The organism is Paenirhizobium selenitireducens ATCC BAA-1503, from assembly GCF_900492185.1.
Lineage (GTDB): Bacteria > Pseudomonadota > Alphaproteobacteria > Rhizobiales > Rhizobiaceae > Allorhizobium > Allorhizobium selenitireducens_A.
The window spans coordinates 17,713-37,739 of the sequence record NZ_UEYP01000020.1; the positions used below are offsets into that span (position 1 = coordinate 17,713).

Consider the following 20,027-nt stretch of genomic DNA (forward strand, 5'->3'; position numbering starts at 1 on the left):
GAAGACGATGTGGTTTCTGATCAAGGGAGCTTTCTGGTGCTCGATGACGCTGGTGGTGCTGTCGTTCTTCGGCAGCCAGCGGGCACAGGATGCCGCCGAGGGCCCCAGCCTTGAAATCGGCGATGCGATCGTGGCGGCGACCGACGCCTACCACTATCTCTCCGCCATCTGCACGGAAAAGCCGGACGTCTGCGAAAAGGGTGCCGAAACCTTCAAGATTCTGGGCGAACGAGCCCGCGAGGGCGCGCTGGTCGCCTATCAGATCCTCGACAGCCAGTTTGCCGACGACGGCGAACAGGCCGTCGCCGAGGACAAGCCCGCCCGGCCGTCGCTGAGCGCGGAAGCCGCGCCCGCACAGGCCGAGGCCGTCACCGATATCGTCACCACCGGCACGGTCATCCCGGCGAGCCGCCCGCGGAAGGACAACCTGCCGAAACCTTATACCCCGCCCAAGTCGTAACCCGACCCCGGCACGGCCGCCACCGCCGAAAGGCACGCGGCGCCGCCTCCCGACAATTCCCCAGGGCCGATTGGCGGCCCCGGCCCTCCGCTTGCATCGGAGCATGCCTTGCCCATTCGGGCCTGCTCGGTTGCCTGTCTGCCTGTCTGTCTGCCTGTCCCACAGGAAACTTCGGCCCTTTGCCGAGCCGCGAGGAACCCCTTGTCCTCGCGGCTTTTTCTTTTTCCCCGCCTGCCGTCTGCCGCAAAGGTTCAAATGCCCGCCGGGATCGCCTATACCGGGTCACCCCATGCTTGAACCGGATGTGACACCCATGACGACGCTTGCGCAGATGACCGAGGATTTTGGCTTCCTGGACGACTGGGAGGACCGGATGCGCTACGTCATGGAGCTCGGCAAGGAACTGCCCGAGCTTCCCGAGGCGGAGCGGACGGCGGAAAACAAGGTCAAGGGCTGCGCCAGCCAGGTCTGGCTTTCGACCCATCCGCATGAGGGTCCGGACCCGGTCATCGACCTTGCCGGCGATTCGGACGCCCATATCGTGCGCGGCCTGGTGGCGATCGTGCTCGCCGCCTATTCCGGCAAGCGCGCCTCGGAAATCGTCGCCTTCGATGCCATCGAGCTTTTCTCGCGACTCGGGCTGATCGAGCACCTCTCGGCCCAGCGCGCCAACGGCCTGCGCTCGATGATCCAGCGCATCCGCGAGGAGGCGGCGCGGCATCTGGTGTGAGCTTTGGAGGCCCGGGGATGATGCTCCGGCCGATGCGGAAATGGCCCTCCATTTGATCCATCCTGTTAAGCCGGTGTTAACCGCCGGTGGCAGTGCCCCCCTGCCGGCTCCCGTTGTCGTGGTATGTTTCCAGACGCCACAACGCAGGAGTCCATGATGGGCCGAAATCTCGACGGCTATGACTTCGCCGCCAAAGGCAATGGGAATGCAGCCTCCAACCCACCCCTTCCCGTCGTCTGCGCGGCTTCGCCCATGCGGTACGGGGGGCCATTCCCAGCATGAGGTCGATCAAGATCATCGCGGGGCTGACCTTTGTCTTTCTCGCCCTGTTCGTCATCTTCCGGGAACAGACGGCGGGGGTGAGCGCGGATGCCTTCGTCAATGCACGGGTCACCACGATCCGGGCGCCGATCGCCGGCACGTTCCAGCTCGTGTCCCGCCCGCTCGGCGCGCGGATCAGCCGGGGCGATACGCTTGGCGCACTCTCCGATCCGCTGGTGGATAATATCCGGCTTTCCGATCTCCTCCAGGAAAGGGCCGAAACGCTCGCGGAGATCGACAGGCTGAACCGGACCGCAAATGCCATCCAGAGTGCGATCGAGGAGCTGCGCGCGCAGGCCGCGTCGCATCGCAAGGAAAGGTCCGAGCAGTTGCGTGCCCTGGTGGATAGCGCCGAAGCCAGCCGTTCCGCAGCAGAGGCTCGGCTGCGCTATGCCGAGCTCGGCCTGGAGCGTTCCAGGCGGCTGAGCAAACAGGGCATCAGGACGGGGGAATCGCTCGAGGAAGCGCAGTCATCGGCCGAAGTCGCGGCGCTCAACCTTAGAAATGCGGAGGAGGCCAGCCGTGTCGCCCGGATCAACCTTAGGGCAGCCGAGCGCGGTATCCTTCTGGGCGACGGCTATAACGACACCCCCTCTTCCGGGCAGAGAATATCGGAGCTTCAAGCGCGAAAGGCCGAGATCGATGCCAATGCGGAGGCACAGTCGGTGATCTTCAATGCCCTGGAGGCGAGGATCCGCACGGAGCGGCTGCGCGTCAACCTGCTGACCTCCTCGGCCCTGCAAGCCAATGTCTCCGGCCTCGTCTGGGACTATCTGGCTGTTTCCGGCGAGACCGTCCAGCGGGGCCAGGACCTGCTGCGGCTGGTCGATTGCGATTCGGCGATCGTCACGCTTTCCGTGACGGAAAGGGTCTATAACAGCATCGAGCCGGGCAGCTCGGCATCGTTCCGCATGAACGGCAGCGGCCGCATCCTGCAGGGGACGGTGACCCGTGTCGCCGGCTCCGGGGCCGCCGCCGTCTACGACAACCTGGCGATTGCCCCCAGCGAGCGTCATCTCGGGCGTTTCGACGTCACCCTCGACGTGCCGGCGCTGCGCGAGGACGAAGAATTGCGCTGCCTCGTCGGCCGTACCGGGCGGGTGTTCCTGGAAAACCGTCCGCTGGACTGGCTCCGGCGGCTCTGGAACTGAGGATGGAAAGCCTCCTCCTCGGCAGCGAGGTCCAGTCCGTGGCGATGCTGGCGTTGCTCCTCGTCGGTGCGGCCCTGCTGCTGGACGACCTGCTGGACCCGAAGAACAGCTGGCACCGGGCCGGCCTGTTTGCCGTGGCCGCCCTGCTCACGCTGCGCTATCTCTGGTGGCGGGCAACCGAGACGCTTGCTCCCATCGGCCTGAGCTGGGACTGCCTGTTCAGCTGGTCCTTCTTTCTTTCCGAGGCGGCGGCCGGCCTGTCCTCACTCAGCGCCTTCGCCATCCTCAGCCGCACCGGCGCCCGCTCGCAAGAGGCCGACCGCAATCTTGCCTGGTGGGAGCCTGATCCGCCGAAAGTGGCGATCCTGATCGCGACCTATAACGAGCATCGCGACGTGCTCGAGCGGACGATCGTCGGAGCGAAGGCGAGCCATCACCCGAACTGCGACGTGCTCGTCCTCGACGACGGACGGCGCGACTGGCTGCGCGACTTCTGTAGAGGCCAGCAGGTGCGCTATCTGCGCCGCACCGACAATCTCGGCTCCAAGGCCGGCAATATCAACCACGCGCTGGGCGTGCTCGCCTCTGATCCGCATCCGCCGGATTTCGTTGCCGTTCTCGATGCCGACTTCGTCCCCCATGCCGATTTCGTCTCGCGGGCGCTGGCGCTGTTTCACGCCCCGGACGTCGGTCTCGTCCAGACCCCGCAGCACTTCTTCAATCCCGACCCGATCCAGCACAATCTCGGGCTGAGCCGATCCTATCCCGACGAGCAGCGCTTCTTCTTCGATCACCTGCAGCCGAGCCGGGACGCCTGGGGCATCGCGTTCTGCTGCGGCACCTCGTCGATCGTCCGCTGGCGGGCGGTCCAGGCCGTCGGCGGCTTTCCGACGGAGAGCGTGACCGAGGATTTCATGATGACCCTGGTACTCCAGGAGGCCGGGTGGCGGACGGTCTATCTCAACGAAGCGCTGACCGAGGGCCTCGCGCCAGAGGGTCTCAAGGAATATGTGACGCAGCGGGCACGCTGGTGCCTCGGGCTGATGCAGATCGCGCGCAGCCGCGTGGGCCCCCTCGCCGAAAGCCGCCTGAGGCTGCGCGACCGCTGGAGCGTCGTCGATTCGGTGCTGTTCTGGCTGACGAGCTTTTCCTTCCGCATCGCCTGCATGATTTTTCCGCTGCTCTACTGGTTCTTCAACGTCACCATCGTCGAGGCGAGCCTGGCGGATGTGGTCTTCTACTTCGTGCCCTATTATTTCTGGGTCTTGTTCGCGCTGAATTTCGTCTCGTCCGGGCTGATCGTTCCGATCGTCAACGATGTGAGCCAGTTGCTCGGCGCGATCCCGATCACGCGCGCCGCCGTGGTCGGGCTGATCCGGCCGAAGGGGCATCCGTTCAGCGTCACCGCCAAGGGCGGAGACCGGACAAAGGTCGTCATCCAATGGCGGATGATGATGCCCTTTCTCATCCTACTGTCGCTGACGGCGCTGGGCCTGCTGCTCGGCATCGCCTTCGACAGCTTTGCCTTCACCGATGCCGGGGACGGCAAATACGTCATCCTCTTCTGGACGATCTACAATCTGCTGATCCTCAGCGTGGCGATCACGGTCTGCGTGGAATTGCCGCGGGTGGAGCAGCACCTGGCCGACCATCCGGAGCGCTGCATCATCCTCGCCGACGGCCGGCTGAAGCGGATCTGGCTCACCGACCTCACCGAGGGGACCGCGCGCATTCGTGGCGTTCAGCTGTTGCCCGGGGCGGCGGTCGAGCTAAAGATCCGCGATATCGGCGACATGAAGGCCTTCGTGCTCGAGACCACCGGCGACGGTGCCATCCTGTCGCTGGAACTGGACGAGCACCAGTACGAGGCGCTGCTGCGGCGGCTCTATACGCAAGGAGCGGTGCCGAGCGTCACCTCGACCCGGCTGTCCGCCGTGCTGGGCGAGGCCCTTTCGCGCCTTGAACGTCGCTAGCGCGACCCTCGTTCTCGCCGGGATGCGGCATTTCATGCGGATGGGCCGCCGATTGCAGGCGCGCCAGCGCCGCGCCGATCATGCCGAGTTCGCGCGTGCGGTGGCTTTCCAGCGGATAGACGTCCCTGCCCTCGGCAATGTCGACGGCATTGCGGGCGAGCGCGGCGAACGGCCGGATGAAGGCGACGATGAACAACACTGTAAGCAGCGCCAGGATCAGGGCGAAGCCGACAAGGCGCAGCATCAGATCCTGTGACAGGACACGCGCCGGCAAGGCGGCGTATTCGCCATCGATCCGGGCCACCAGGTTCCAGCCGAACCGCGGCAGGTCAGCATAGCTCAGTTCGGGGACCGTGGTGGTGAAATAGGTGCGGCCGTCCGGCCAGGTTTCGACACCCGAGCCGGAAATGCCGGAACGGGCCATGCGGAAGCTCGGCAGGTCCAGGGTCGGCGGCTCTTCGCCGGTGGACGAGGCGACGACAGCGCCATCGGCGCCAACGACGAAGATATCCACCGCCAAGGACGCGGCCAGTTCGTTCAGGAGACGCCGGGCCCAGGCGACGTTGAGGTGTAGCCCGAGCACGCCGATGGCCGAACCATCGGCATCCAAAACGGGCGCTGCCAGGTCGAGGAGTTGCGGCGGGGCGCCGTTGTCCTGCGGCGGCAGCCTGGCGGCGAGCAGAAGGGCCTCATGGGCATCGCCGGCAAACGGACCCCGCAGGCCCTCCCGGAACCACGGACGCTGCTCGACACTCTCTCCCACAAGCAGGCCGCCGGACGCGGCGACGACCGTGCCGTCGCTTTGCGCATAACCGGCCCAGGACACCACGCTTCCGCCCCCGACGAGCGTGTCGAGTTGCGTCTGCAGGTCCTGCGGCCGCAGCACGGCCAATTGCCGGCGCACCGCCAGAAGATTGAGCCACTCCCGGTGCAGCGACTGCGCCACGGCCGTCTGGACGCCGCGCATGCGGACCTCGACGGCACTCGTCAGCCGCGCCGCCTCGTAGGCGCTGCCCCGCTCGTTGATCAGCACATAGGCCATGGCGAGACCGATGACCGCGCCCGTCAGGACAAAGGCCATGGTGATGAATGCCAAGGAAGGGCTCAAGGCGGTGCGGATGCGAAAGGGCATGGATGACTTCCGGCGGTCAGTGGTTTGTCAGGCGCTAAGGTGCCCGCGGGTGCGTCGACGGGATGGAGGGCGCATGGCGCGCGTTTACCGCTTATTTAGCATAATGTCACGTAAATGCGGACCAGCCGCAGTGGCTTGCTTGCCCAGAGTTGCCAAAAAGGTCACCAGCGCACCTCGACGGATGCGAGGCGACACATCAGCCGATCTCCGGGCGGAAATCTTGCGTGCCCCAATGATGCCGCCGCCGGCCGCCCTTGGGTGGTGGCGCATAGTGGCGGGCAAGCGCCAGAAGGGCGGCGCGCAGCATCAGCTTGGCGGAGCGGGCCGGCCATTGCCGCTCGCGCTCGACCGTTTCCAGCCCCTTCATGAAACAGCAGACGTCGAGCGCCACGCCGGCAAGCTCCGGCCCCATGGCCTCGATCGCCGCATTGACCCGGGCGCGGGCGCCCAGCGCGGAATCGGCGATCTCGACCGAGGCCGGCGCCGTGCCCCGCACCCGCCCGGCAAGGCGCGGCTCGAAGGACGACGTGATGCGCGGCTGCAGTCCGGCGCGCTCGAAATCGGCGGCGAGCCGCTCTCCCGCGGCGATCGCCTGTTCGTCGTAATAGGAGGCGCCCGTGCGGTCCTTCAGCCGGGCGAGGCCGGACAGGGGTGATTCGGCCAGATTGCGCCGGACCGGCCGCCTCCGGCCGTTCTCGAGCAGGGTCTCGTCGGCCATGTCGCGGTGCTGCTCGAGAAAGGCCTCGTCGCCGGGTGCGACCATGGCGCGGCGCAGATAGGTGGCCGTCCCCTCGCCTGACTTCAGCACCGCTCCATCGCGGACGATTAGCCCGCCCGCCACCGCAAAGCGCAACAGACTGGCCGGGACGTCCGGGATGCGGGTGGGCAGGCCGGCATCCGGACCGTCCTGCGCGTCTTCGTTCCGGCCCTTTGTCTTGCCCTTCTCCGCGCAGAACTTCGCGCAGGAGACCGACAGCCGGCCATCCTCGCCCTTCGAGACCTCAAGGGGTCCGCGCAGGGCAAGCTTCAGCAGGCGCAGAAGCAGGCGCCGTTCGGCCGGCGTTGGAAGCGTCGCCGTCATGCCGGCCTCCCGGCGACCATGCAGACCGATTCGGCCAGGCGCTCGACGGTGCTGACGAAGGTGTCGAAGGCCGCATCGTCGCGTCGGTCCTCGACCACATGGCAGGCATGGCTGACCGTGGTGCGGTCGAGCCCGAAGGCCTCGGCGATCTCGCCATAGGACATGGAGAGCGCGACATGGCAGACATACATGGCGATCTGGCGCACATGGCAGCTGGCCCGCCGGCGCGCGCGCCGCACCTCCTGTCGGTCGCCGACGACGCCCAGCAGTTCGGCGGTAAGCTGGCGCACCACCATGCAGACGATTCGCCGGTCGGCCGGTGCGGCGCGATCCGCGGCCTGGGCCTGCGGCTGGGACTGGGACTGCGCCGGCGACGGGATTGCGGTCCGACCAACGGGTGTGGCGGCGGAAGCGGATATGGCGGAAATGGCTTGATGCTGTGGCATATGACTACTCCCAATAGATAGGAATTAATTCATACACCCATATCAGAATGCGGGGATGGCGGAAGACGCGATTTTTTCATTCGCCTCTGAATCTCCCCGCGTTTCGCCTTCCCAAAACAATTTTGATGGGATTTATTTCCTCATTCCCAACAACAAAAAACCGGGCCTCGCGGTCCGGTTTCGTTTCACCCTGGCTTTTGCCGGCAGGCCGCGTGTGGCGGGCCGCGATTACTTGCCGCGCTTGCGGCGCTGGCCGAGGCCCATTTCCTTGGCCAGGCGCGAGCGCGCTTCGGCATAGGCGGGAGCCACCATCGGGTAGTCCATCGGCAGGTCCCACTTGTCGCGGTATTCTTCCGGTCCGAGATTGTGGTGGGTCATCAGGTGGCGCTTCAACGACTTGAAGGAGCCGCCGCATTCCAGGCAGATGATCTGGTCGTCCTGAACGGACTTGCGCACGGCGACCGCCGGCTTCTGCTTTTCGACGACCGAGACGACCGGAGCCGGCGACGCGGTATTGCTGAGCGCCGAGTGTACGTCGGAAATGAGGTTGGCGAGGTCCCCGACGGGCACCACATGGTGGCTCACATAGGCCGCAACGATGTCCGCGGTGAGTTCCACCAGCAGATTCTGGCCCGCGACATGGGCGATTTCTGTCATTTCTAGTCTCCTGTTCAACTGTGCTTGCCAAGGCGCCAGCTGACCGGCCGGCACCACTCGTTGAAGCCATGGAACAAAGGCCGCAAACGCAAATCCTGCCGTTGCCGACGTGGAATCCACCCCTAGATTCCGGAATAGCGCTCAGGAATTTGTCCCGACTGACCCTGTAGTCCGGCCTTCTGTGGCCTTAATCCCCGGCAGATCAAGCAGTTGCGAATACAACGTCCCCGCGGGAATCAAGAGCGCAAGAAAACCAAGTCTCCAAGGATCGTGACTCTATCAATTCGTTACCACTATTCCGGAAAAAATCCACGTAATATTTTTCCCCAATTATGGGGAGGCCAATGGAACTTTTGCTCAAAATACGAATCGATTGACTTGCTGCGCTTGCGAAATGTGCTGCATGGCCGGCAAAACAAGACGACAGATCAGCGATTTACTTGGCTTTTCGACTGAGCAGCAGAAGCCGGATCGATGTTCTCGACCTGAAGTCTATGCCTTGACCTTGGACGCCTTGCGCTTCAACTCATCGCTCTTCAGTTCATCGCAGACGGAGACCGGCGAGAGCCGGTAACCGACCTGGTGCGCCGCCTTGGCGAGCAGGTGGGCCGAGACCGGGGCGGTCAGGATGAAGAAGAAGAAGCCCGCCACCGCGCGGCTGAAGGTGGCGAGGTCGCCGGCATGCAGGCCGACGGCGATGAGCAGCAGGCCGGAGCCGACCGTGCCCGCCTTGGAGGCGGCGTGCATGCGGGTATAGAGGTCGGGCAGGCGGTTGATGCCGATCGCGGCGATCAGCGCGAAAAGCGCCCCGCCGACGATCAGAAGTGAGGTGAAAAGGGCGATCCCGTAGGCCATCATTTGCGTGCCCCTCCCCTTGTCGCGCCGCCGGATTTGCCGCCGGCGGCCGATGCGGACGCAGGCTTTGCCTTCTTGCCGCCCTTTGTCTTCTGCTTGTCGGTGCGCAGCACCGGTCCGTCCTCCAGCGGCTTCTCGCCGACCACGCCGCGCGCCAGGATGAAGCGGGCAAAGGCGACGGTGGCAAGGAAGCCGACCAGGCCGAGCGAGATGGCGATGTCGATATAGAGCGTGTAGCCGGTGCGAATCGCGATCACGGCGATGAAGCCGATGGCGATGCCGACCAGCATGTCGAGCGAGAGGACACGATCGGGCAGGGTCGGTCCCTTCACCACCCGATAGACGGTGAGAAGGAAGGAAACGCCGAGGACGACGAGGGCGAAATTGCACGCCGCCTGGATGATGCTTTCCGGAGCAATCATGCGAAGGCCTCCAGGATCTTGCGCTCGAATCCGTCGGCGATGTCGCGGCGCGCGCCTTCGGGATCGGCGCAGTCGATGGCGTGCACGTAGAGCGTCTTCTTGTCGTCGGAAACATCGACCGACAGCGTGCCGGGGGTGAGCGTGATGAGGTTGGCGAGCAGCGTGATCTCGAAGTCGCGCGTCACCGTCAGCGGAAAGGCGAAGATGCCGGGCTTGATGTCGAGCCTCGGGCTCACCACCATGACCGCAACCTTCCAGGCCGACTTGGCCAGTTCGACGAAGAACAGCCAGGCCAGCGAGGCGATCTTCAGGGAGCGGCGGATATAGCCGGTGCCGTTGATCTGTTCGCGGATCAGGCCGAGCGCCAGGGTCGACAGCACGAAGCCGAAGATCAGGTTGTGCAGCGAGGCGCTGCCGGTGATGGCGGCCCAGACAATCGCCATGAGCAGGTTGATGGCATAGAGGATCATGGCTGACCTCCCGCGGGAAAGACGGACTTGAGATAGGCGGCGGGATCGGCAAGCCCGATCGCCGCCCGCTGGCTGAGGTCGATCAGCGGCTCGGGGAAGAGGCCGAACCAGACGACGAGCGCCGAAAGGACGAGGATCGGCAGCATGGCCGAAGCCGGGGCACGCGGGACAGGCGCGATCGGGGCGGACGAAACGGCGGCGTCAGCGGCTGGCGTCCCCTCGCCCGCCGCTACGGTCGCAACCGGTGCCGGGCGCCAGTAGGCGAGCAGGAAGAGGCGGCCGAAGGCGATGGTGGTGAGGAAGCCGGCAATCAGGATCGAACCCGCCAGCCACCAGGCGCCGATGTCGAGCGAGGCCTTGACCAGCATGGCCTTGGGCCAGAAGCCGGAGAAAGGCGGCAGGCCGGAGCCGGCGAAGAACAGGCCGAGCGACAGGCCGGCAAAGGCGGGGGCAGACGCCCAGAGGCCGGACAGGCTTTCCAGGCGATAGGAGCCGCCACGGCGCGCCGCCTCGCCCGCCAGCAGATAGAGTGCTGTCATCAGAACGATCGAATGCAGCGCATAGAAGATTGCCGCCGAAAGCCCCGCCGTTCCGGCGATCGCCGCACCCGCCAGCATGTAGCCGATGCCGGAGACGACGACGAAGCCGAGGAAGCGGCGGATGTCGGACTGGGCGAGCGCCCCCATGGCGCCGAGCACCATGGTGAGCGCCGCGACAATGGCGATGACGAGGCTGAGCGCCTCGCGCTCGACCGGCAGGAGCATGACCATGACGCGCAGGAGCGCATAGACGCCGACCTTGGTCAGCAGGCCGGCGAACAGCGCGGAGACGACGATGCGCGGCGTGTGGTAGGAGGCCGGCAGCCAGAAATTGACCGGAAAGGCCGCCGCCTTCATGCCGAAGGCGAAGACGAACAGGGCGCCGAGCGTCATCAGCGGCGCGGTGTCGCGCAGTCCGGCAGCCTTTTGCGCGATGTCGGCCATGTTGAGCGTGCCGAAGATGGCATAGAGATAGCCGACGGCGATCAGGAACAGCGTCGTGCCGATCAGGTTCAGCACGGCATATTTCAGCGCCCCGTCGATCTGCTCGCGCTCGGAACCGAGGATCAAGAGGCCGAAGGAGGAGATCAGCAGGACCTCGAACCAGACATAGAGGTTGAAGATGTCGCCGGTGAGGAAGGCGCCGGACACGCCGGCCATCAGCACCATCAGGAAGGGATAGAAGCCGTAGCGGCGGCCGCTCTGGTTGATGTCGCCGAGCGCATAGATGCTGCCGGCGAGTGCGACCACGGCGGCGGCAAGCGCCAGCAGCGCGCCGGTCAGGTCGACGGTGAAGGCGATGCCGAAGGGCGGCAGCCAGCGGCCCATCATCATCGTCACCGGGCCGTTTGCCGCCACATGCGCCAAGAGCAGCGCATCGACCAGCACCATCAGGGCGAGGCCGGGAATGGCGATGAACGGATGGGCCTTCGTCGAATGCCGGAGCATCATCAGCACGGCGCCGAAGCCGAGGCCGATGGCGACAGGCAGGATGGTCAGCCACTCGGCACCGGTCGACGGCGCCATGACCAAGGCGAGCGAAAGGTCGATGGGGGAAGAGGAAGTGGCGGCCATCAGGAAGAGGCCCCCTCTGGCGACCCGTGTCGCTGCCCCTCATCCGCCTGCCGGCACCTTCTCCCCGTTCTGACGGGGAGAAGGGACGAGCGGCGCACACTCGGCACCATCCCATGTCCCGCGATGGGAACGCGCGGCAGTCCGCGATGGAGGATGCGGCCGGCAACGGCTAACCAGGGGGCACGTCCCCTCTCCCCGCCTGCGGGGAGAGGGTTAGGGTGAGGGGCAATCGTCGACGACAGCATCATGCGCTCAATATCCCATCGGCGGCAGCGGCTCGCCCTTTGGCTCGGCGACGCGCATCTCGTCGGTGTCGTCGGTGCCGAGGTCCTGGTAGGCGCGATAAGTCAGCACCAGCAGGAAGCAGAAGAAGGAGAAGGAAATGACGATGGCCGTCAGGATGAGGGCCTGCGGCAGCGGATTGGCGGCGCCGGCCGAAAGCGTGTCCGAGCCTGCCGCGATGATCGGCGGCGTTTCGCGGGTCAATCGACCAGTGGTGAACAGCAGAAGATTGACCGCATTGCCGAGAATGACGATGCCGAGCAGGACGCGGACGATATGCTTGGACATCATCAGGTAGAGGGCGCCGGCAAAGAAGATGCCGACCAGGCCGGACAGAAGCGCTTCCATCAGTCGCTCTCCCTTTCTTCCAATGCGAGTGCGATCGAGGTGATCGCGCCGACGACGACCAGATAGACGCCGACATCGAAGGACATGACGGTGGCGAGCGGCACCTCGACGCCGAAGATCTGCGGATAGATCCACAGGCCGGTCATGAAGGGCACGCCGAGGACGAGCGAGAGCATGCCGGACAGCGTGGCGAGCAGCAGTCCGGCGCCGGCCACCGACATCGGATGGAACCACAGCGCCCTGCGGACCGCCGAGACGCCGAAGGCGATGCCGTAGATGGCAAAGGCGGAGGCGGCGATCAGCCCGCCGATGAAGCCGCCGCCCGGCTCGTTATGGCCGCGCAGCAGCACGAAGATCGAGAACAAGAGCATCAGCGCGGTGAGGAACGGCGCGACCGTGCGGAAGATCAGCGTGTTCATTTGCGCAGCTCCTTCTCGACATTCTTGCCCTTGAGCGCGGCGACGGTCTTCTGGGCCGGCGCAACGGCGACCACCCGGATGCGGATCAGCGCCAGGATGGCCAGGCCCGTGATCATTACCACCGAGATTTCACCCAGCGTGTCGGTGCCGCGGAAGTCGACGATGATGACGTTGACCACATTGGCGCCGTGGGCGATCACCTTGGAATAGGCGTTGAAGAAATCGGTGAGTGCTGCATCGAACGGAGCCTGGGTGGACTTCAGCAGCATGAGCGCGAAGCCGAGGCCGGCGGCAATCGCGATCGCGCCGTCTCCCAGAACCTGTGTCCAGGTGCGGTGGTCGGAGGGCGAGAGGCGCAAGCGGGTCATGACCAGGGCGAGGATGACGACCGACAGCGTCTCGACCATGAACTGGGTGAACGACAGGTCGGGTGCGCCGAACAGAAGGAAGATGACGGCGACGGCAAAGCCCTGGATGCCGAGCGAGACGATCGCCGTCAGCCTGTCCTTGGCGGCGAGCACGGCGATCAGCCCGACGATGGCGATGAAGATGAAGGCCAGTTCATGGAAGCGCACGTCGGAAGGCCAGGTCGGCATGGCCGGCAGTTCGCCATGGACGATCGGCGGCACCAGGAGCACGAGCGCCAAGAGCAGGAAGGTGGAGGTCATGTAGACCTCGAGCCGACCGTTCTGCACCAGTTGCGTCACGCGCCAGGAGAGGCGCACCAGTCCGGCGATGAAGTGGTCGAAGCCGCGATCGGGCCCCGGACCGAGCGCGTCGACGAGGCGGGCAACGAGGCTGCGAGCGCGATCGAGGCCGAGGAAGACGAGGATGCCGAGCGCGACCGTCAGCACGGAAAGCGCGAGCGGCAGGCCGATATGCGGGACGAGGCTGATCGTCACGGTTTCGGCCTCGCCGGCAACGGCGCTGGCCATGGGCGAAGACACATAGGCATGCGCGACCGGCGAGAACAGCGCGGCGGCAAGACCGATCAGCGACAGCACCAGCGGCCCGAGCCAGAGCAGGACCGGGCCTTCATGGGCATGCTTCGGCGTCTCGACCTTGGGCCCGAGGAAGGGTTTCAGCGCCACGGCAAAGCCGATGACGAACATCAGCGCATTGCCGATGATGGCGACCAGCGTGAAGAGGATGGCGCGCGGATCGGGGCCGGCAAGCGCTGCATAGATCTCCTCCTTGGCGAGGAAGCCGAAGAAGGGCGGCAGGCCGGCCATGGAGATGGCGGCGAAGAGCGCGGCGACGAAGGTGATCGGCATGGCCGAGCGCAGGCCGCCAAGCTTCGTCACGTCGCGCGTGCCGGCCTCATGGTCGATGATGCCGGCAACCATGAACAGGCCGCCTTTAAACAGCGAATGGGCGACCAGGTAGAGCACCGCGGCTTCCACCGCATAGGGCGAGCCGAAGCCGGTCAGCATGACCAGGAGGCCGAGCGAGGCAACGGTCGTATAGGCGAGCATCAGCTTCAAGTCGGTCTGGCGGATGGCGAGCACGGCGCCGACCAGAAGGGTAATGCCGCCGAAGAATGGCAGCAGGATTTCCCAGGCCGGCGTTTCGCCCATCACCGGATTGAGCCGCATCAACAGGTAGACGCCAGCCTTCACCATGGTGGCGGAATGGAGATAGGCCGAAACCGGGGTCGGCGCCTCCATGGCGTTGGGCAGCCAGAAATGGAAGGGAAACTGCGCCGACTTGGTAAAGGCGCCGCCGAGCACGAGGAAGAGCGCCGCCGCATAGAACGGGCTTTCCCGCAGGATGTCGCCGGAATGCAAAAGCAGCGACAGCTGGGTGAGCCCGGTAATGTTCCAGATGAAAATCAGGCCGGCGAGCAGAAGAAGGCCGCCGCCTCCGGTGACGACCAGCGCCTGGAGGGCTGCGCGGCGCGATGCCTCGCGGGAATGGTCGAAGCCGATCAGCAGGAAGGAGGTGATCGAGGTCAGTTCCCAGAAGACGAACAGCATCAGGAAACTGTCGGACACCACGACGCCGAGCATCGAGCCCATGAACATCAGGATGAAGGAGAAGAAGCGGCCCTGCTGGACGTGGCCTTTGAGGTAACCGCCTGAATAGAGCACGATCAGCGTGCCGATGCCGGTGATCAGCAGCGCAAAGGTGAGCGACAGGCCGTCGAGGAACCAGGAGAAGGAGAGGTTGAGGCTCGGAACCCAGGCATAGCCGCCGGTCACCACCTCGCCCTTAGCGATCACCGGCCAGAAACCGGCGAAATGGACAAAGGCGAAGGCCGGGATGAGAGCCAGGAGCCAGGCCGCATTGGCGCCGAGACGGGCGGTCAGATAGGGGGCGACAAGCGCGCCGGCGAACGGCAGGAGCATGGCCATCAATGTCAGACCGGCGACGTCGTTGAGCATTCCCTATCCCTGTCAGCGCGTTTCGGCGCCGCCCCTTCAAAAAAAGGGGCGGAAAGTGGGCATGGTGTTAGGACAAAGCGTCGCGCGTCTCAAGGAAAAACGGAAAATCCTTTGTTCAAATAGACGTTTGTCAACGCTTTCCATGGACCTACACGGACCATGTCCCTGTTGCATCAAAGACGCGGCTGCATATGCAGGAGCGTTGTTTTGGTCGTGACTGCGACGCCTCGCCCGTTGCTTGGGCGGCGGGCTCACGGACATGATCGCAGAGATAAGCCTCAGGGCCTGCCGCTGCGGCAATTGCCGTCTGCTTGCCGCCACCCTATCTATCGGCCGAGACAATCGGAGTAACGACGATGACCGACATGACGACCGGTGCAACCGGGCCGAAGATCGAAAAGACGGATGACGAATGGCGCGAGCAGCTGACTGCGGAGCAATACCGCATCCTGCGCGAGCACGGCACCGAGCGGCCGTTCACCGGCCCCTACTGGGACAATTTCGACAAGGGGCTTTATCGCTGCGCCGCCTGCGAGACGCCGCTGTTCTATTCCGACACCAAGTTCGACGCCGGCTGCGGCTGGCCGAGCTATTTCGAACCGGTGACGCCAGGTGCCGTGACCGAGCACCGCGACGCCTCGCTCGGCATGGTCAGGACCGAGATCCGCTGTGCCAATTGCGGCGGCCATCTGGGCCATGTCTTCCCCGACGGCCCGAAGCCGACCGGGTTGCGCTACTGCATCAACGGCCATGCGATGGTGTTCGAGCGGGTGGAGTAAGGGGCGGAAGCCTGGCCTGAGGCTTGACGGCAATCTTTGTGCGGGAATGGCCCCTCATCCGGCTGCCGCCACCTTCTCCCCGTCTTGACGGGGAGAAGGGACAAGAGGCACCGCCCTGGCCGTCCCCTCTCCCCGCCTGCGGGGAGAGGGTCAGGGTGAGGGGCAAGTTCCGGTCCGAGGTCAATGAAGGCGCTGGGTTTCGTTGCGCCCCCAACCGCATATCCTCCCCTCCATCAGCACTTTCTCAATCTCCTTGCGGCTAAAGTCCGGGCAAAGCCGGATCAGGAGTTTCGCATGAGCAATGTCGTCGAATTCAAGAAGCCACCAAAGCCGCCCGAGCCGAAGAAGCCCAATCCGGGGCTGCGCAAGGCGCTGATCGTGCTCGGCGTGATCGCCGCCTTTGCCGCCATCTGGGGTTACTTCCAGTTCATCGGCGGCTGAGACTGCGTAATTGCGAAAGCGCGGCCCTTCGCCTTTCCGTTGCGCGGGGTTTCGTTTCAACAACTGTACAAAGATGTCCTGCCCCTGTAGTTAATGGAACTGGAGGCCAACTTGTCCTCCTAGCCGTGCCATCATCGATCAAGCCCCTGGACCGCTTCGCAATGGGGCGGCCCTCGCGCACAGCAACGGAGATCAACTGCATGTCGCTCGGAACAATTCTCGTCATCATCCTCATCATTGCCTTGCTCGGTGGCTTTAGCGGTCGCTTCGGCGGCTATGGCTACGGCTTCGGACATGGCGGCGTCGGCGTGCTCGGCATCGTGCTGATCGTCCTTCTGATCCTGGTGCTCACCGGCCGGCTCTGATCCCAACGCAATCCTGCGCTCGGCCAATCCACCCACAGGGTGAGACATAGTTCGAGCGCGGGAAACATTTCCTCGCTTGCCGGGGGCGGGAAACATCGTGACCATATTCTCGGTTCGCCACATCACGGACTACCAGTACAAGCGCCCGGTCAAACTTGGCGAGCACCGGCTGATGTTCCGGCCGCGCGACAGTTTCGACCAGACGCTGCTGAATGTCAGCCTCGCGGTCGAGCCGGCCTATGACCGGCTGCGCTGGATCCACGATCCGTTCGGCAATTGCGTGGCGCTTCTCAGCTTCAAGGCGAAGACCGCCAGCCTGCGCTTCGAGAGCAATATCCGCCTCGACCACACGCCGCACGCGGCACTCGATTTCCCCATCGACGCGGCGGCGATGGACTACCCCTTCACCTATGACGCGGAGGAACTGCCGGACCTGGCGCCGGCGATGGCCCGTCATTTCGACGATCCGGGCGACCTGGTGGGCGCGTTCGCCCGCCAATTCCTGCACAGGGGCCAGCCGACCCGCACCAGCAGCCTGCTGATGAGCCTGTGCTACATGATCCATGACAGCTTCGCCTATGTGCGCCGCTCCGAGCACGGGGTACAGACGCCGCTCGAGACGCTGGAACTGAAGACGGGCACCTGCCGGGATTTCGCCCTGCTGATGATGGAGGCGGCCCGTTCGCTCGGCCTCGCCGCCCGTTTCGTCACCGGCTATATCTATGTGCCCGATCGCGACGGCTCGACGACGCTCGGCGGCGGATCGACCCATGCCTGGTGCCAGATCTATATTCCCGGCGCCGGCTGGGTGGAGTTCGACCCGACCAACGGCATTGTCGGCAATCGCGACCTGATCCGGGTGGGCGTGGCGCGCGATCCGCGCCAGGCCGTCCCGCTGTCGGGCAGCTATGACGGGCGGGCCTCCGATTTCAAGTCGCTGACCGTGCAGGTCAATGTGACCTCGGACGGCGACGAGGCCGCGCCATCCTGAGCGGATGGCCCGGAACACCAGGACTTTCCGTGCGTTCACCCGAGGCCGGCATTCCGGCGCGTTTCACTCTCCCTTCCAAAGGATCCACGATGAAGATACGTGCCGGCTTCCAGATTGGTTATGAATGCGAGCGTGACACCGCCATGCTTCTCGTTCTCAACATCCACCCGTCGCGCCGGGCAGACCTTTTGACCGAGCAGGTGTTGAGCTTCGACCGGCCGATCGAGGCGCGCGACTATATCGACGGCTTCGGCAATGCCTGCAGCCGGATCACCGCGCCGGCCGGCATCACCACCATTTCCACCCAGTTCGAGATCTACGACAACGGCCAGCCGGACGTGCTGCCCGAGGATGCCTTCCAGCACGACATCAAGGACCTGCCGAACGACGTGCTCGTCTTCCTGCTCGGCAGCCGCTACTGCGACACCGACCGGATGGCGGATTTCGCCTGGGCGACCTTTTCCGACACCCCGCTCGGCTGGCCGCGGGTCAAGGCGATCCTCGACTTCGTCCATAACCACATCAAGTTCGACTACATGAAGGCGGATTCGACGCGCTCCGCCCATGACGGCTACATCGCCCGCACCGGGGTGTGCCGCGATTTCGCCCACCTCGCCATCACGCTCTGCCGCTGCATGAACATTCCGGCGCGCTACTGCACCGGCTATCTCGGCGACATCGGCGTTCCCACCGACGTCAATCCGATGGATTTCAGCGCCTGGTTCGAGGTCTATCTCGGCGGCCACTGGCACACCGTCGACGCCCGCCACAACAAGCCGCGCATCGGCCGCATCCTGATGGCGACCGGCCGCGACGCCACCGATGTGGCGCTGTCGACCGCGTTCGGGCCGGCGCGGCTTGCACGCTTCGAGGTGGTGACGGAAGAGATCCCGACAACCGGAGAGACCGGCTGAACCGACAGACAAACGGAGACAAGAGGAGAACCGACATGAGCTATACGATCGACAGGACGTTCGAGGGCACGGATTTCGCAAGCGTTGTCGAAAGGACCCGCGCGGCACTCGCCGCCAACGGTTTCGGCGTGCTGACCGAGATCGACGTCAAGGCGACGCTGAAGAAGAAGATCGACCAGGATATCGACGACTACCTGATCCTCGGCGCCTGCAACCCGAAAATGGCGCATCAGGCGATCGGCATCGAGCCCAAGGTCGGCGCCATGCTGCCCTGCAATGTCATCGTGCGACGAACCGGCGGAAATTCCGTCATGGTCAGCGCCATCGACCCGCAAGCCTCGATGGAGGCCATCCCCAACGACCGGCTGAAATCGGTGGCGGGAGAAGTGCGCGACATGCTCCGGAAGGCGGTTGAGGCGATCTGAGGGGGGCCTCGATCCCTTGATAGCAACCCTCCCAGATGGTATATACCACTGCAATATATCAACGCGGAGTCACATCATGGAAACGGCAAAGGTCTTCTGGTCCGGCCGGTCGCAGGCGGTGCGACTGCCGAAGGACTTTCGCTTCGAGGCGAGCGAGGTGCGCATTCGCCGGCACGGGAATGCGGTGATCCTCGAACCGCTGGCCACGGATTGGGACTGGCTGAAGGAGGTCTGTGGTCCGCTCGACGAGGATTTCGTCGCGGCGGCACTGGAGGAAAGCGCGGAACAGAGCCGGCCCGAACTGGACTATTTCAAGTGAGGTTCCTTCTGGACACCAATGCGGTGATCGCCATCCTCAAGGGACATGCCGGGTTCATCGCCCGGATGACGCAATACCCGCCCGGCGATTTCGCCATGCCATCGATCGTCGCCCATGAACTCTACTACGGCGCGTTCAAGGGCCAGCGCGTGGCGGAAAATCTGGCGCGCGTGGAAGCGCTGCAATTTCCGGTGCTCGAATTCGATCACGAGGATGCCCGAAGGGCCGGCATGCTGCTGGCCGAACTTGCCGGCGCCGGTACGCCGATCGGCCCCTATGACGTCCTGATAGCCGGTCAGGCACTGTCGCGCGACATGACGCTGGTGACGCGCAATCTGCGCGAATTCCGGCGCGTGCCAGACTTGCGGCTGGAAGACTGGGAAAGCTGAGGGTCGCAGGCGAGGCAGCTCAAAGCCCCTCACGCCTCCCTCAGAGCCGCAACTCCATCATCGCCAGGTCGAGCCAGCGGCCGAATTTCTGGCCGACCTCGCGGTGGATGCCGACGAGGCGGAAGCCGAGGCGCTCGTGGAGCGCGATCGACGGGGTGTTCTCCGCCTCGATCGCGGCAATCATCACGTGCTTGTCGTTTGCCCGCGCATGGTCGATCAGCGCCTGCATGAGACGCTTGCCGAGCCCCGCGCCGCGGCAATCCTTGTCGACATAGACCGAATGCTCGACCGTGTGGCGATAGCCGTCGAAGGCGCGCCAGTCGCCGTAAGAAGCATAGCCCGCGACCTTGCCGTCCCGCTCGGCGACCAGCACCGGGAAGCCCCGGGCGCGACGCTGCTCCATCCAGGCGCGGCGGTTGTCGGTATCGATCAGCACCTCGTTCCAGATCGCCGTGGTGTGCTCGACGGCATGGTTGTAGATGTCGCGGATCGCTTCGAGGTCGGCCTCGGCGGCGTCGCGGATGGTGATGGAGGCTGGCATGGAGAAGATCCCGGTCTGTGTCTGAACCGCCTGCTTAGACCGCGCCGGGGGAGCCTGTAAAGCGGCGCCATGGATGCGCCAGGCGGTGTATGGTCAAGGCCCTGCCCGCCTTTTGTCGG

Annotated in this window: 24 protein-coding genes; 12 read left to right on the forward strand and 12 right to left on the reverse strand. The window is 64.9% G+C overall.

The genetic code is table 11. From position 1 onward, the window contains the following. The first annotated feature begins 7 nt into the window (after positions 1-7). From RHIZ70P_RS20925 to RHIZ70P_RS20940, 4 genes are all read left to right on the forward strand, one after another. Entirely contained in the window at positions 8-460 is a 453-nt protein-coding gene (locus RHIZ70P_RS20925) for a DUF5330 domain-containing protein (protein ID WP_115672490.1), read from the forward strand. 313 nt (positions 461-773) lie between these two features. After that, entirely contained in the window at positions 774-1,190 is a 417-nt protein-coding gene (locus RHIZ70P_RS20930) for a SufE family protein (protein ID WP_115672451.1), read from the forward strand. Positions 1,191-1,468: 278 nt separating this feature from the next. Further along, positions 1,469-2,662 (forward strand): HlyD family secretion protein, encoded by a 1,194-nt coding sequence (locus RHIZ70P_RS20935; protein WP_115672452.1) that lies wholly within the window; start codon positions 1,469-1,471, stop codon positions 2,660-2,662. Positions 2,663-2,664: 2 nt separating this feature from the next. Beyond that, on the forward strand, positions 2,665-4,635 hold the full coding sequence (locus RHIZ70P_RS20940; protein ID WP_115672453.1) for a glycosyltransferase: 1,971 nt from the start codon (positions 2,665-2,667) through the stop codon (positions 4,633-4,635). On the opposite strand, the gene RHIZ70P_RS20945 is transcribed toward RHIZ70P_RS20940, so the two are convergent. The 11 genes from RHIZ70P_RS20945 to RHIZ70P_RS21000 form a co-directional block, all read right to left on the reverse strand. Then, positions 4,574-5,767, reverse strand: a complete 1,194-nt coding sequence (locus tag RHIZ70P_RS20945; RefSeq protein ID WP_115672454.1) for a cache domain-containing protein — start codon at positions 5,765-5,767, stop codon at positions 4,574-4,576. The two genes, RHIZ70P_RS20940 and RHIZ70P_RS20945, sit on opposite strands and share 62 nt — an antisense overlap. A 196-nt stretch (positions 5,768-5,963) precedes the next feature. Next, positions 5,964-6,848 carry a DUF6456 domain-containing protein gene (locus RHIZ70P_RS20950; protein ID WP_115672455.1) on the reverse strand — a complete coding sequence of 295 codons (885 nt, stop codon included), beginning with the start codon at positions 6,846-6,848 and terminating at the stop codon, positions 5,964-5,966. Then, on the reverse strand, positions 6,845-7,294 hold the full coding sequence (locus RHIZ70P_RS20955; protein WP_115672456.1) for a helix-turn-helix domain-containing protein: 450 nt from the start codon (positions 7,292-7,294) through the stop codon (positions 6,845-6,847). Before RHIZ70P_RS20955 ends, RHIZ70P_RS20950 begins: the two co-directional genes overlap by 4 nt. Before the next feature lie 228 nt (positions 7,295-7,522). Then, complete coding sequence (locus RHIZ70P_RS20960) at positions 7,523-7,951, reverse strand: MucR family transcriptional regulator (protein WP_115672457.1); 429 nt, start codon at positions 7,949-7,951, stop codon at positions 7,523-7,525. Positions 7,952-8,443: 492 nt separating this feature from the next. After that, positions 8,444-8,809 carry a monovalent cation/H(+) antiporter subunit G gene (gene mnhG / locus RHIZ70P_RS20965; RefSeq protein ID WP_115672458.1) on the reverse strand — a complete coding sequence of 122 codons (366 nt, stop codon included), beginning with the start codon at positions 8,807-8,809 and terminating at the stop codon, positions 8,444-8,446. Next, the gene (locus tag RHIZ70P_RS20970) at positions 8,806-9,228 is read right to left on the reverse strand and encodes a cation:proton antiporter (protein ID WP_115672459.1); all 423 of its coding nucleotides are present in this window, start codon (positions 9,226-9,228) and stop codon (positions 8,806-8,808) included. Before RHIZ70P_RS20970 ends, mnhG begins: the two co-directional genes overlap by 4 nt. Next, on the reverse strand, positions 9,225-9,698 hold the full coding sequence (locus RHIZ70P_RS20975; RefSeq protein WP_115672460.1) for a Na+/H+ antiporter subunit E: 474 nt from the start codon (positions 9,696-9,698) through the stop codon (positions 9,225-9,227). The genes RHIZ70P_RS20970 and RHIZ70P_RS20975 overlap by 4 nt, the downstream gene beginning before the upstream one ends. Continuing rightward, a complete protein-coding gene (locus tag RHIZ70P_RS20980) occupies positions 9,695-11,311 on the reverse strand; it encodes a Na+/H+ antiporter subunit D (protein WP_115672461.1) in 1,617 nt (538 codons plus the stop codon). Before RHIZ70P_RS20980 ends, RHIZ70P_RS20975 begins: the two co-directional genes overlap by 4 nt. Before the next feature lie 252 nt (positions 11,312-11,563). After that, the gene (locus RHIZ70P_RS20990) at positions 11,564-11,941 is read right to left on the reverse strand and encodes a Na+/H+ antiporter subunit C (RefSeq protein ID WP_115672462.1); all 378 of its coding nucleotides are present in this window, start codon (positions 11,939-11,941) and stop codon (positions 11,564-11,566) included. Next, complete coding sequence (locus RHIZ70P_RS20995) at positions 11,941-12,360, reverse strand: Na+/H+ antiporter subunit B (RefSeq protein ID WP_115672463.1); 420 nt, start codon at positions 12,358-12,360, stop codon at positions 11,941-11,943. The genes RHIZ70P_RS20990 and RHIZ70P_RS20995 overlap by 1 nt, the downstream gene beginning before the upstream one ends. Further along, positions 12,357-14,744, reverse strand: coding sequence for a putative monovalent cation/H+ antiporter subunit A (locus RHIZ70P_RS21000; RefSeq protein WP_115672464.1), 2,388 nt, complete (start codon positions 14,742-14,744; stop codon positions 12,357-12,359). Before RHIZ70P_RS21000 ends, RHIZ70P_RS20995 begins: the two co-directional genes overlap by 4 nt. Positions 14,745-15,109: 365 nt before the next feature. Here RHIZ70P_RS21000 and msrB point away from each other — a divergent pair, with 365 nt between their 5' ends. The 8 genes from msrB to RHIZ70P_RS21040 all read left to right on the forward strand — a co-directional run bounded on the left by msrB (position 15,110) and on the right by RHIZ70P_RS21040 (position 19,367). Further along, positions 15,110-15,523 (forward strand): peptide-methionine (R)-S-oxide reductase MsrB, encoded by a 414-nt coding sequence (gene msrB / locus RHIZ70P_RS21005; RefSeq protein WP_419178323.1) that lies wholly within the window; start codon positions 15,110-15,112, stop codon positions 15,521-15,523. Between the two features lie 294 nt (positions 15,524-15,817). Then, positions 15,818-15,964 (forward strand): hypothetical protein, encoded by a 147-nt coding sequence (locus RHIZ70P_RS23105; protein WP_181904093.1) that lies wholly within the window; start codon positions 15,818-15,820, stop codon positions 15,962-15,964. Positions 15,965-16,164: 200 nt separating this feature from the next. Continuing rightward, positions 16,165-16,329 (forward strand): DUF3309 family protein, encoded by a 165-nt coding sequence (locus RHIZ70P_RS21015; protein WP_115672468.1) that lies wholly within the window; start codon positions 16,165-16,167, stop codon positions 16,327-16,329. A gap of 97 nt (positions 16,330-16,426) precedes the next feature. After that, positions 16,427-17,320 (forward strand): transglutaminase family protein, encoded by an 894-nt coding sequence (locus RHIZ70P_RS21020; protein ID WP_115672491.1) that lies wholly within the window; start codon positions 16,427-16,429, stop codon positions 17,318-17,320. A gap of 89 nt (positions 17,321-17,409) precedes the next feature. Next, a complete protein-coding gene (locus tag RHIZ70P_RS21025) occupies positions 17,410-18,234 on the forward strand; it encodes a transglutaminase-like domain-containing protein (RefSeq protein WP_115672470.1) in 825 nt (274 codons plus the stop codon). Between the two features lie 35 nt (positions 18,235-18,269). Further along, entirely contained in the window at positions 18,270-18,659 is a 390-nt protein-coding gene (locus RHIZ70P_RS21030; protein ID WP_115672472.1) for a DUF302 domain-containing protein, read from the forward strand. Positions 18,660-18,735: 76 nt separating this feature from the next. Then, a complete protein-coding gene (locus RHIZ70P_RS21035; RefSeq protein ID WP_115672474.1) occupies positions 18,736-18,978 on the forward strand; it encodes an antitoxin in 243 nt (80 codons plus the stop codon). After that, a complete protein-coding gene (locus RHIZ70P_RS21040) occupies positions 18,975-19,367 on the forward strand; it encodes a type II toxin-antitoxin system VapC family toxin (RefSeq protein WP_115672475.1) in 393 nt (130 codons plus the stop codon). The genes RHIZ70P_RS21035 and RHIZ70P_RS21040 overlap by 4 nt, the downstream gene beginning before the upstream one ends. Before the next feature lie 40 nt (positions 19,368-19,407). Here RHIZ70P_RS21040 and RHIZ70P_RS21045 read toward each other — a convergent pair whose 3' ends face one another. Further along, entirely contained in the window at positions 19,408-19,908 is a 501-nt protein-coding gene (locus tag RHIZ70P_RS21045) for a GNAT family N-acetyltransferase (RefSeq protein ID WP_115672476.1), read from the reverse strand. Positions 19,909-20,027 lie beyond the last annotated feature (119 nt).

Bases quoted from the DNA above. Each gene is read 5' to 3' on its own strand.
- RHIZ70P_RS20925 (WP_115672490.1), top strand. From the start codon at position 8: ATGTGGTTTCTGATCAAGGGAGCTTTCTGGTGCTCGATGACGCTGGTG.
- RHIZ70P_RS20930 (WP_115672451.1), top strand. From the start codon at position 774: ATGACGACGCTTGCGCAGATGACCGAGGATTTTGGCTTCCTGGACGAC.
- RHIZ70P_RS20935 (WP_115672452.1), top strand. From the start codon at position 1,469: ATGAGGTCGATCAAGATCATCGCGGGGCTGACCTTTGTCTTTCTCGCC.
- RHIZ70P_RS20940 (WP_115672453.1), top strand. From the start codon at position 2,665: ATGGAAAGCCTCCTCCTCGGCAGCGAGGTCCAGTCCGTGGCGATGCTG.
- RHIZ70P_RS20945 (WP_115672454.1), bottom strand. From the start codon at position 5,767: ATGCCCTTTCGCATCCGCACCGCCTTGAGCCCTTCCTTGGCATTCATC.
- RHIZ70P_RS20950 (WP_115672455.1), bottom strand. From the start codon at position 6,848: ATGACGGCGACGCTTCCAACGCCGGCCGAACGGCGCCTGCTTCTGCGC.
- RHIZ70P_RS20955 (WP_115672456.1), bottom strand. From the start codon at position 7,294: ATGCCACAGCATCAAGCCATTTCCGCCATATCCGCTTCCGCCGCCACA.
- RHIZ70P_RS20960 (WP_115672457.1), bottom strand. From the start codon at position 7,951: ATGACAGAAATCGCCCATGTCGCGGGCCAGAATCTGCTGGTGGAACTC.
- mnhG (WP_115672458.1), bottom strand. From the start codon at position 8,809: ATGATGGCCTACGGGATCGCCCTTTTCACCTCACTTCTGATCGTCGGC.
- RHIZ70P_RS20970 (WP_115672459.1), bottom strand. From the start codon at position 9,228: ATGATTGCTCCGGAAAGCATCATCCAGGCGGCGTGCAATTTCGCCCTC.
- RHIZ70P_RS20975 (WP_115672460.1), bottom strand. From the start codon at position 9,698: ATGATCCTCTATGCCATCAACCTGCTCATGGCGATTGTCTGGGCCGCC.
- RHIZ70P_RS20980 (WP_115672461.1), bottom strand. From the start codon at position 11,311: ATGGCCGCCACTTCCTCTTCCCCCATCGACCTTTCGCTCGCCTTGGTC.
- RHIZ70P_RS20990 (WP_115672462.1), bottom strand. From the start codon at position 11,941: ATGGAAGCGCTTCTGTCCGGCCTGGTCGGCATCTTCTTTGCCGGCGCC.
- RHIZ70P_RS20995 (WP_115672463.1), bottom strand. From the start codon at position 12,360: ATGAACACGCTGATCTTCCGCACGGTCGCGCCGTTCCTCACCGCGCTG.
- RHIZ70P_RS21000 (WP_115672464.1), bottom strand. From the start codon at position 14,744: ATGCTCAACGACGTCGCCGGTCTGACATTGATGGCCATGCTCCTGCCG.
- msrB (WP_419178323.1), top strand. From the start codon at position 15,110: ATGACGACCGGTGCAACCGGGCCGAAGATCGAAAAGACGGATGACGAA.
- RHIZ70P_RS23105 (WP_181904093.1), top strand. From the start codon at position 15,818: ATGAGCAATGTCGTCGAATTCAAGAAGCCACCAAAGCCGCCCGAGCCG.
- RHIZ70P_RS21015 (WP_115672468.1), top strand. From the start codon at position 16,165: ATGTCGCTCGGAACAATTCTCGTCATCATCCTCATCATTGCCTTGCTC.
- RHIZ70P_RS21025 (WP_115672470.1), top strand. From the start codon at position 17,410: ATGAAGATACGTGCCGGCTTCCAGATTGGTTATGAATGCGAGCGTGAC.
- RHIZ70P_RS21030 (WP_115672472.1), top strand. From the start codon at position 18,270: ATGAGCTATACGATCGACAGGACGTTCGAGGGCACGGATTTCGCAAGC.
- RHIZ70P_RS21035 (WP_115672474.1), top strand. From the start codon at position 18,736: ATGGAAACGGCAAAGGTCTTCTGGTCCGGCCGGTCGCAGGCGGTGCGA.
- RHIZ70P_RS21045 (WP_115672476.1), bottom strand. From the start codon at position 19,908: ATGCCAGCCTCCATCACCATCCGCGACGCCGCCGAGGCCGACCTCGAA.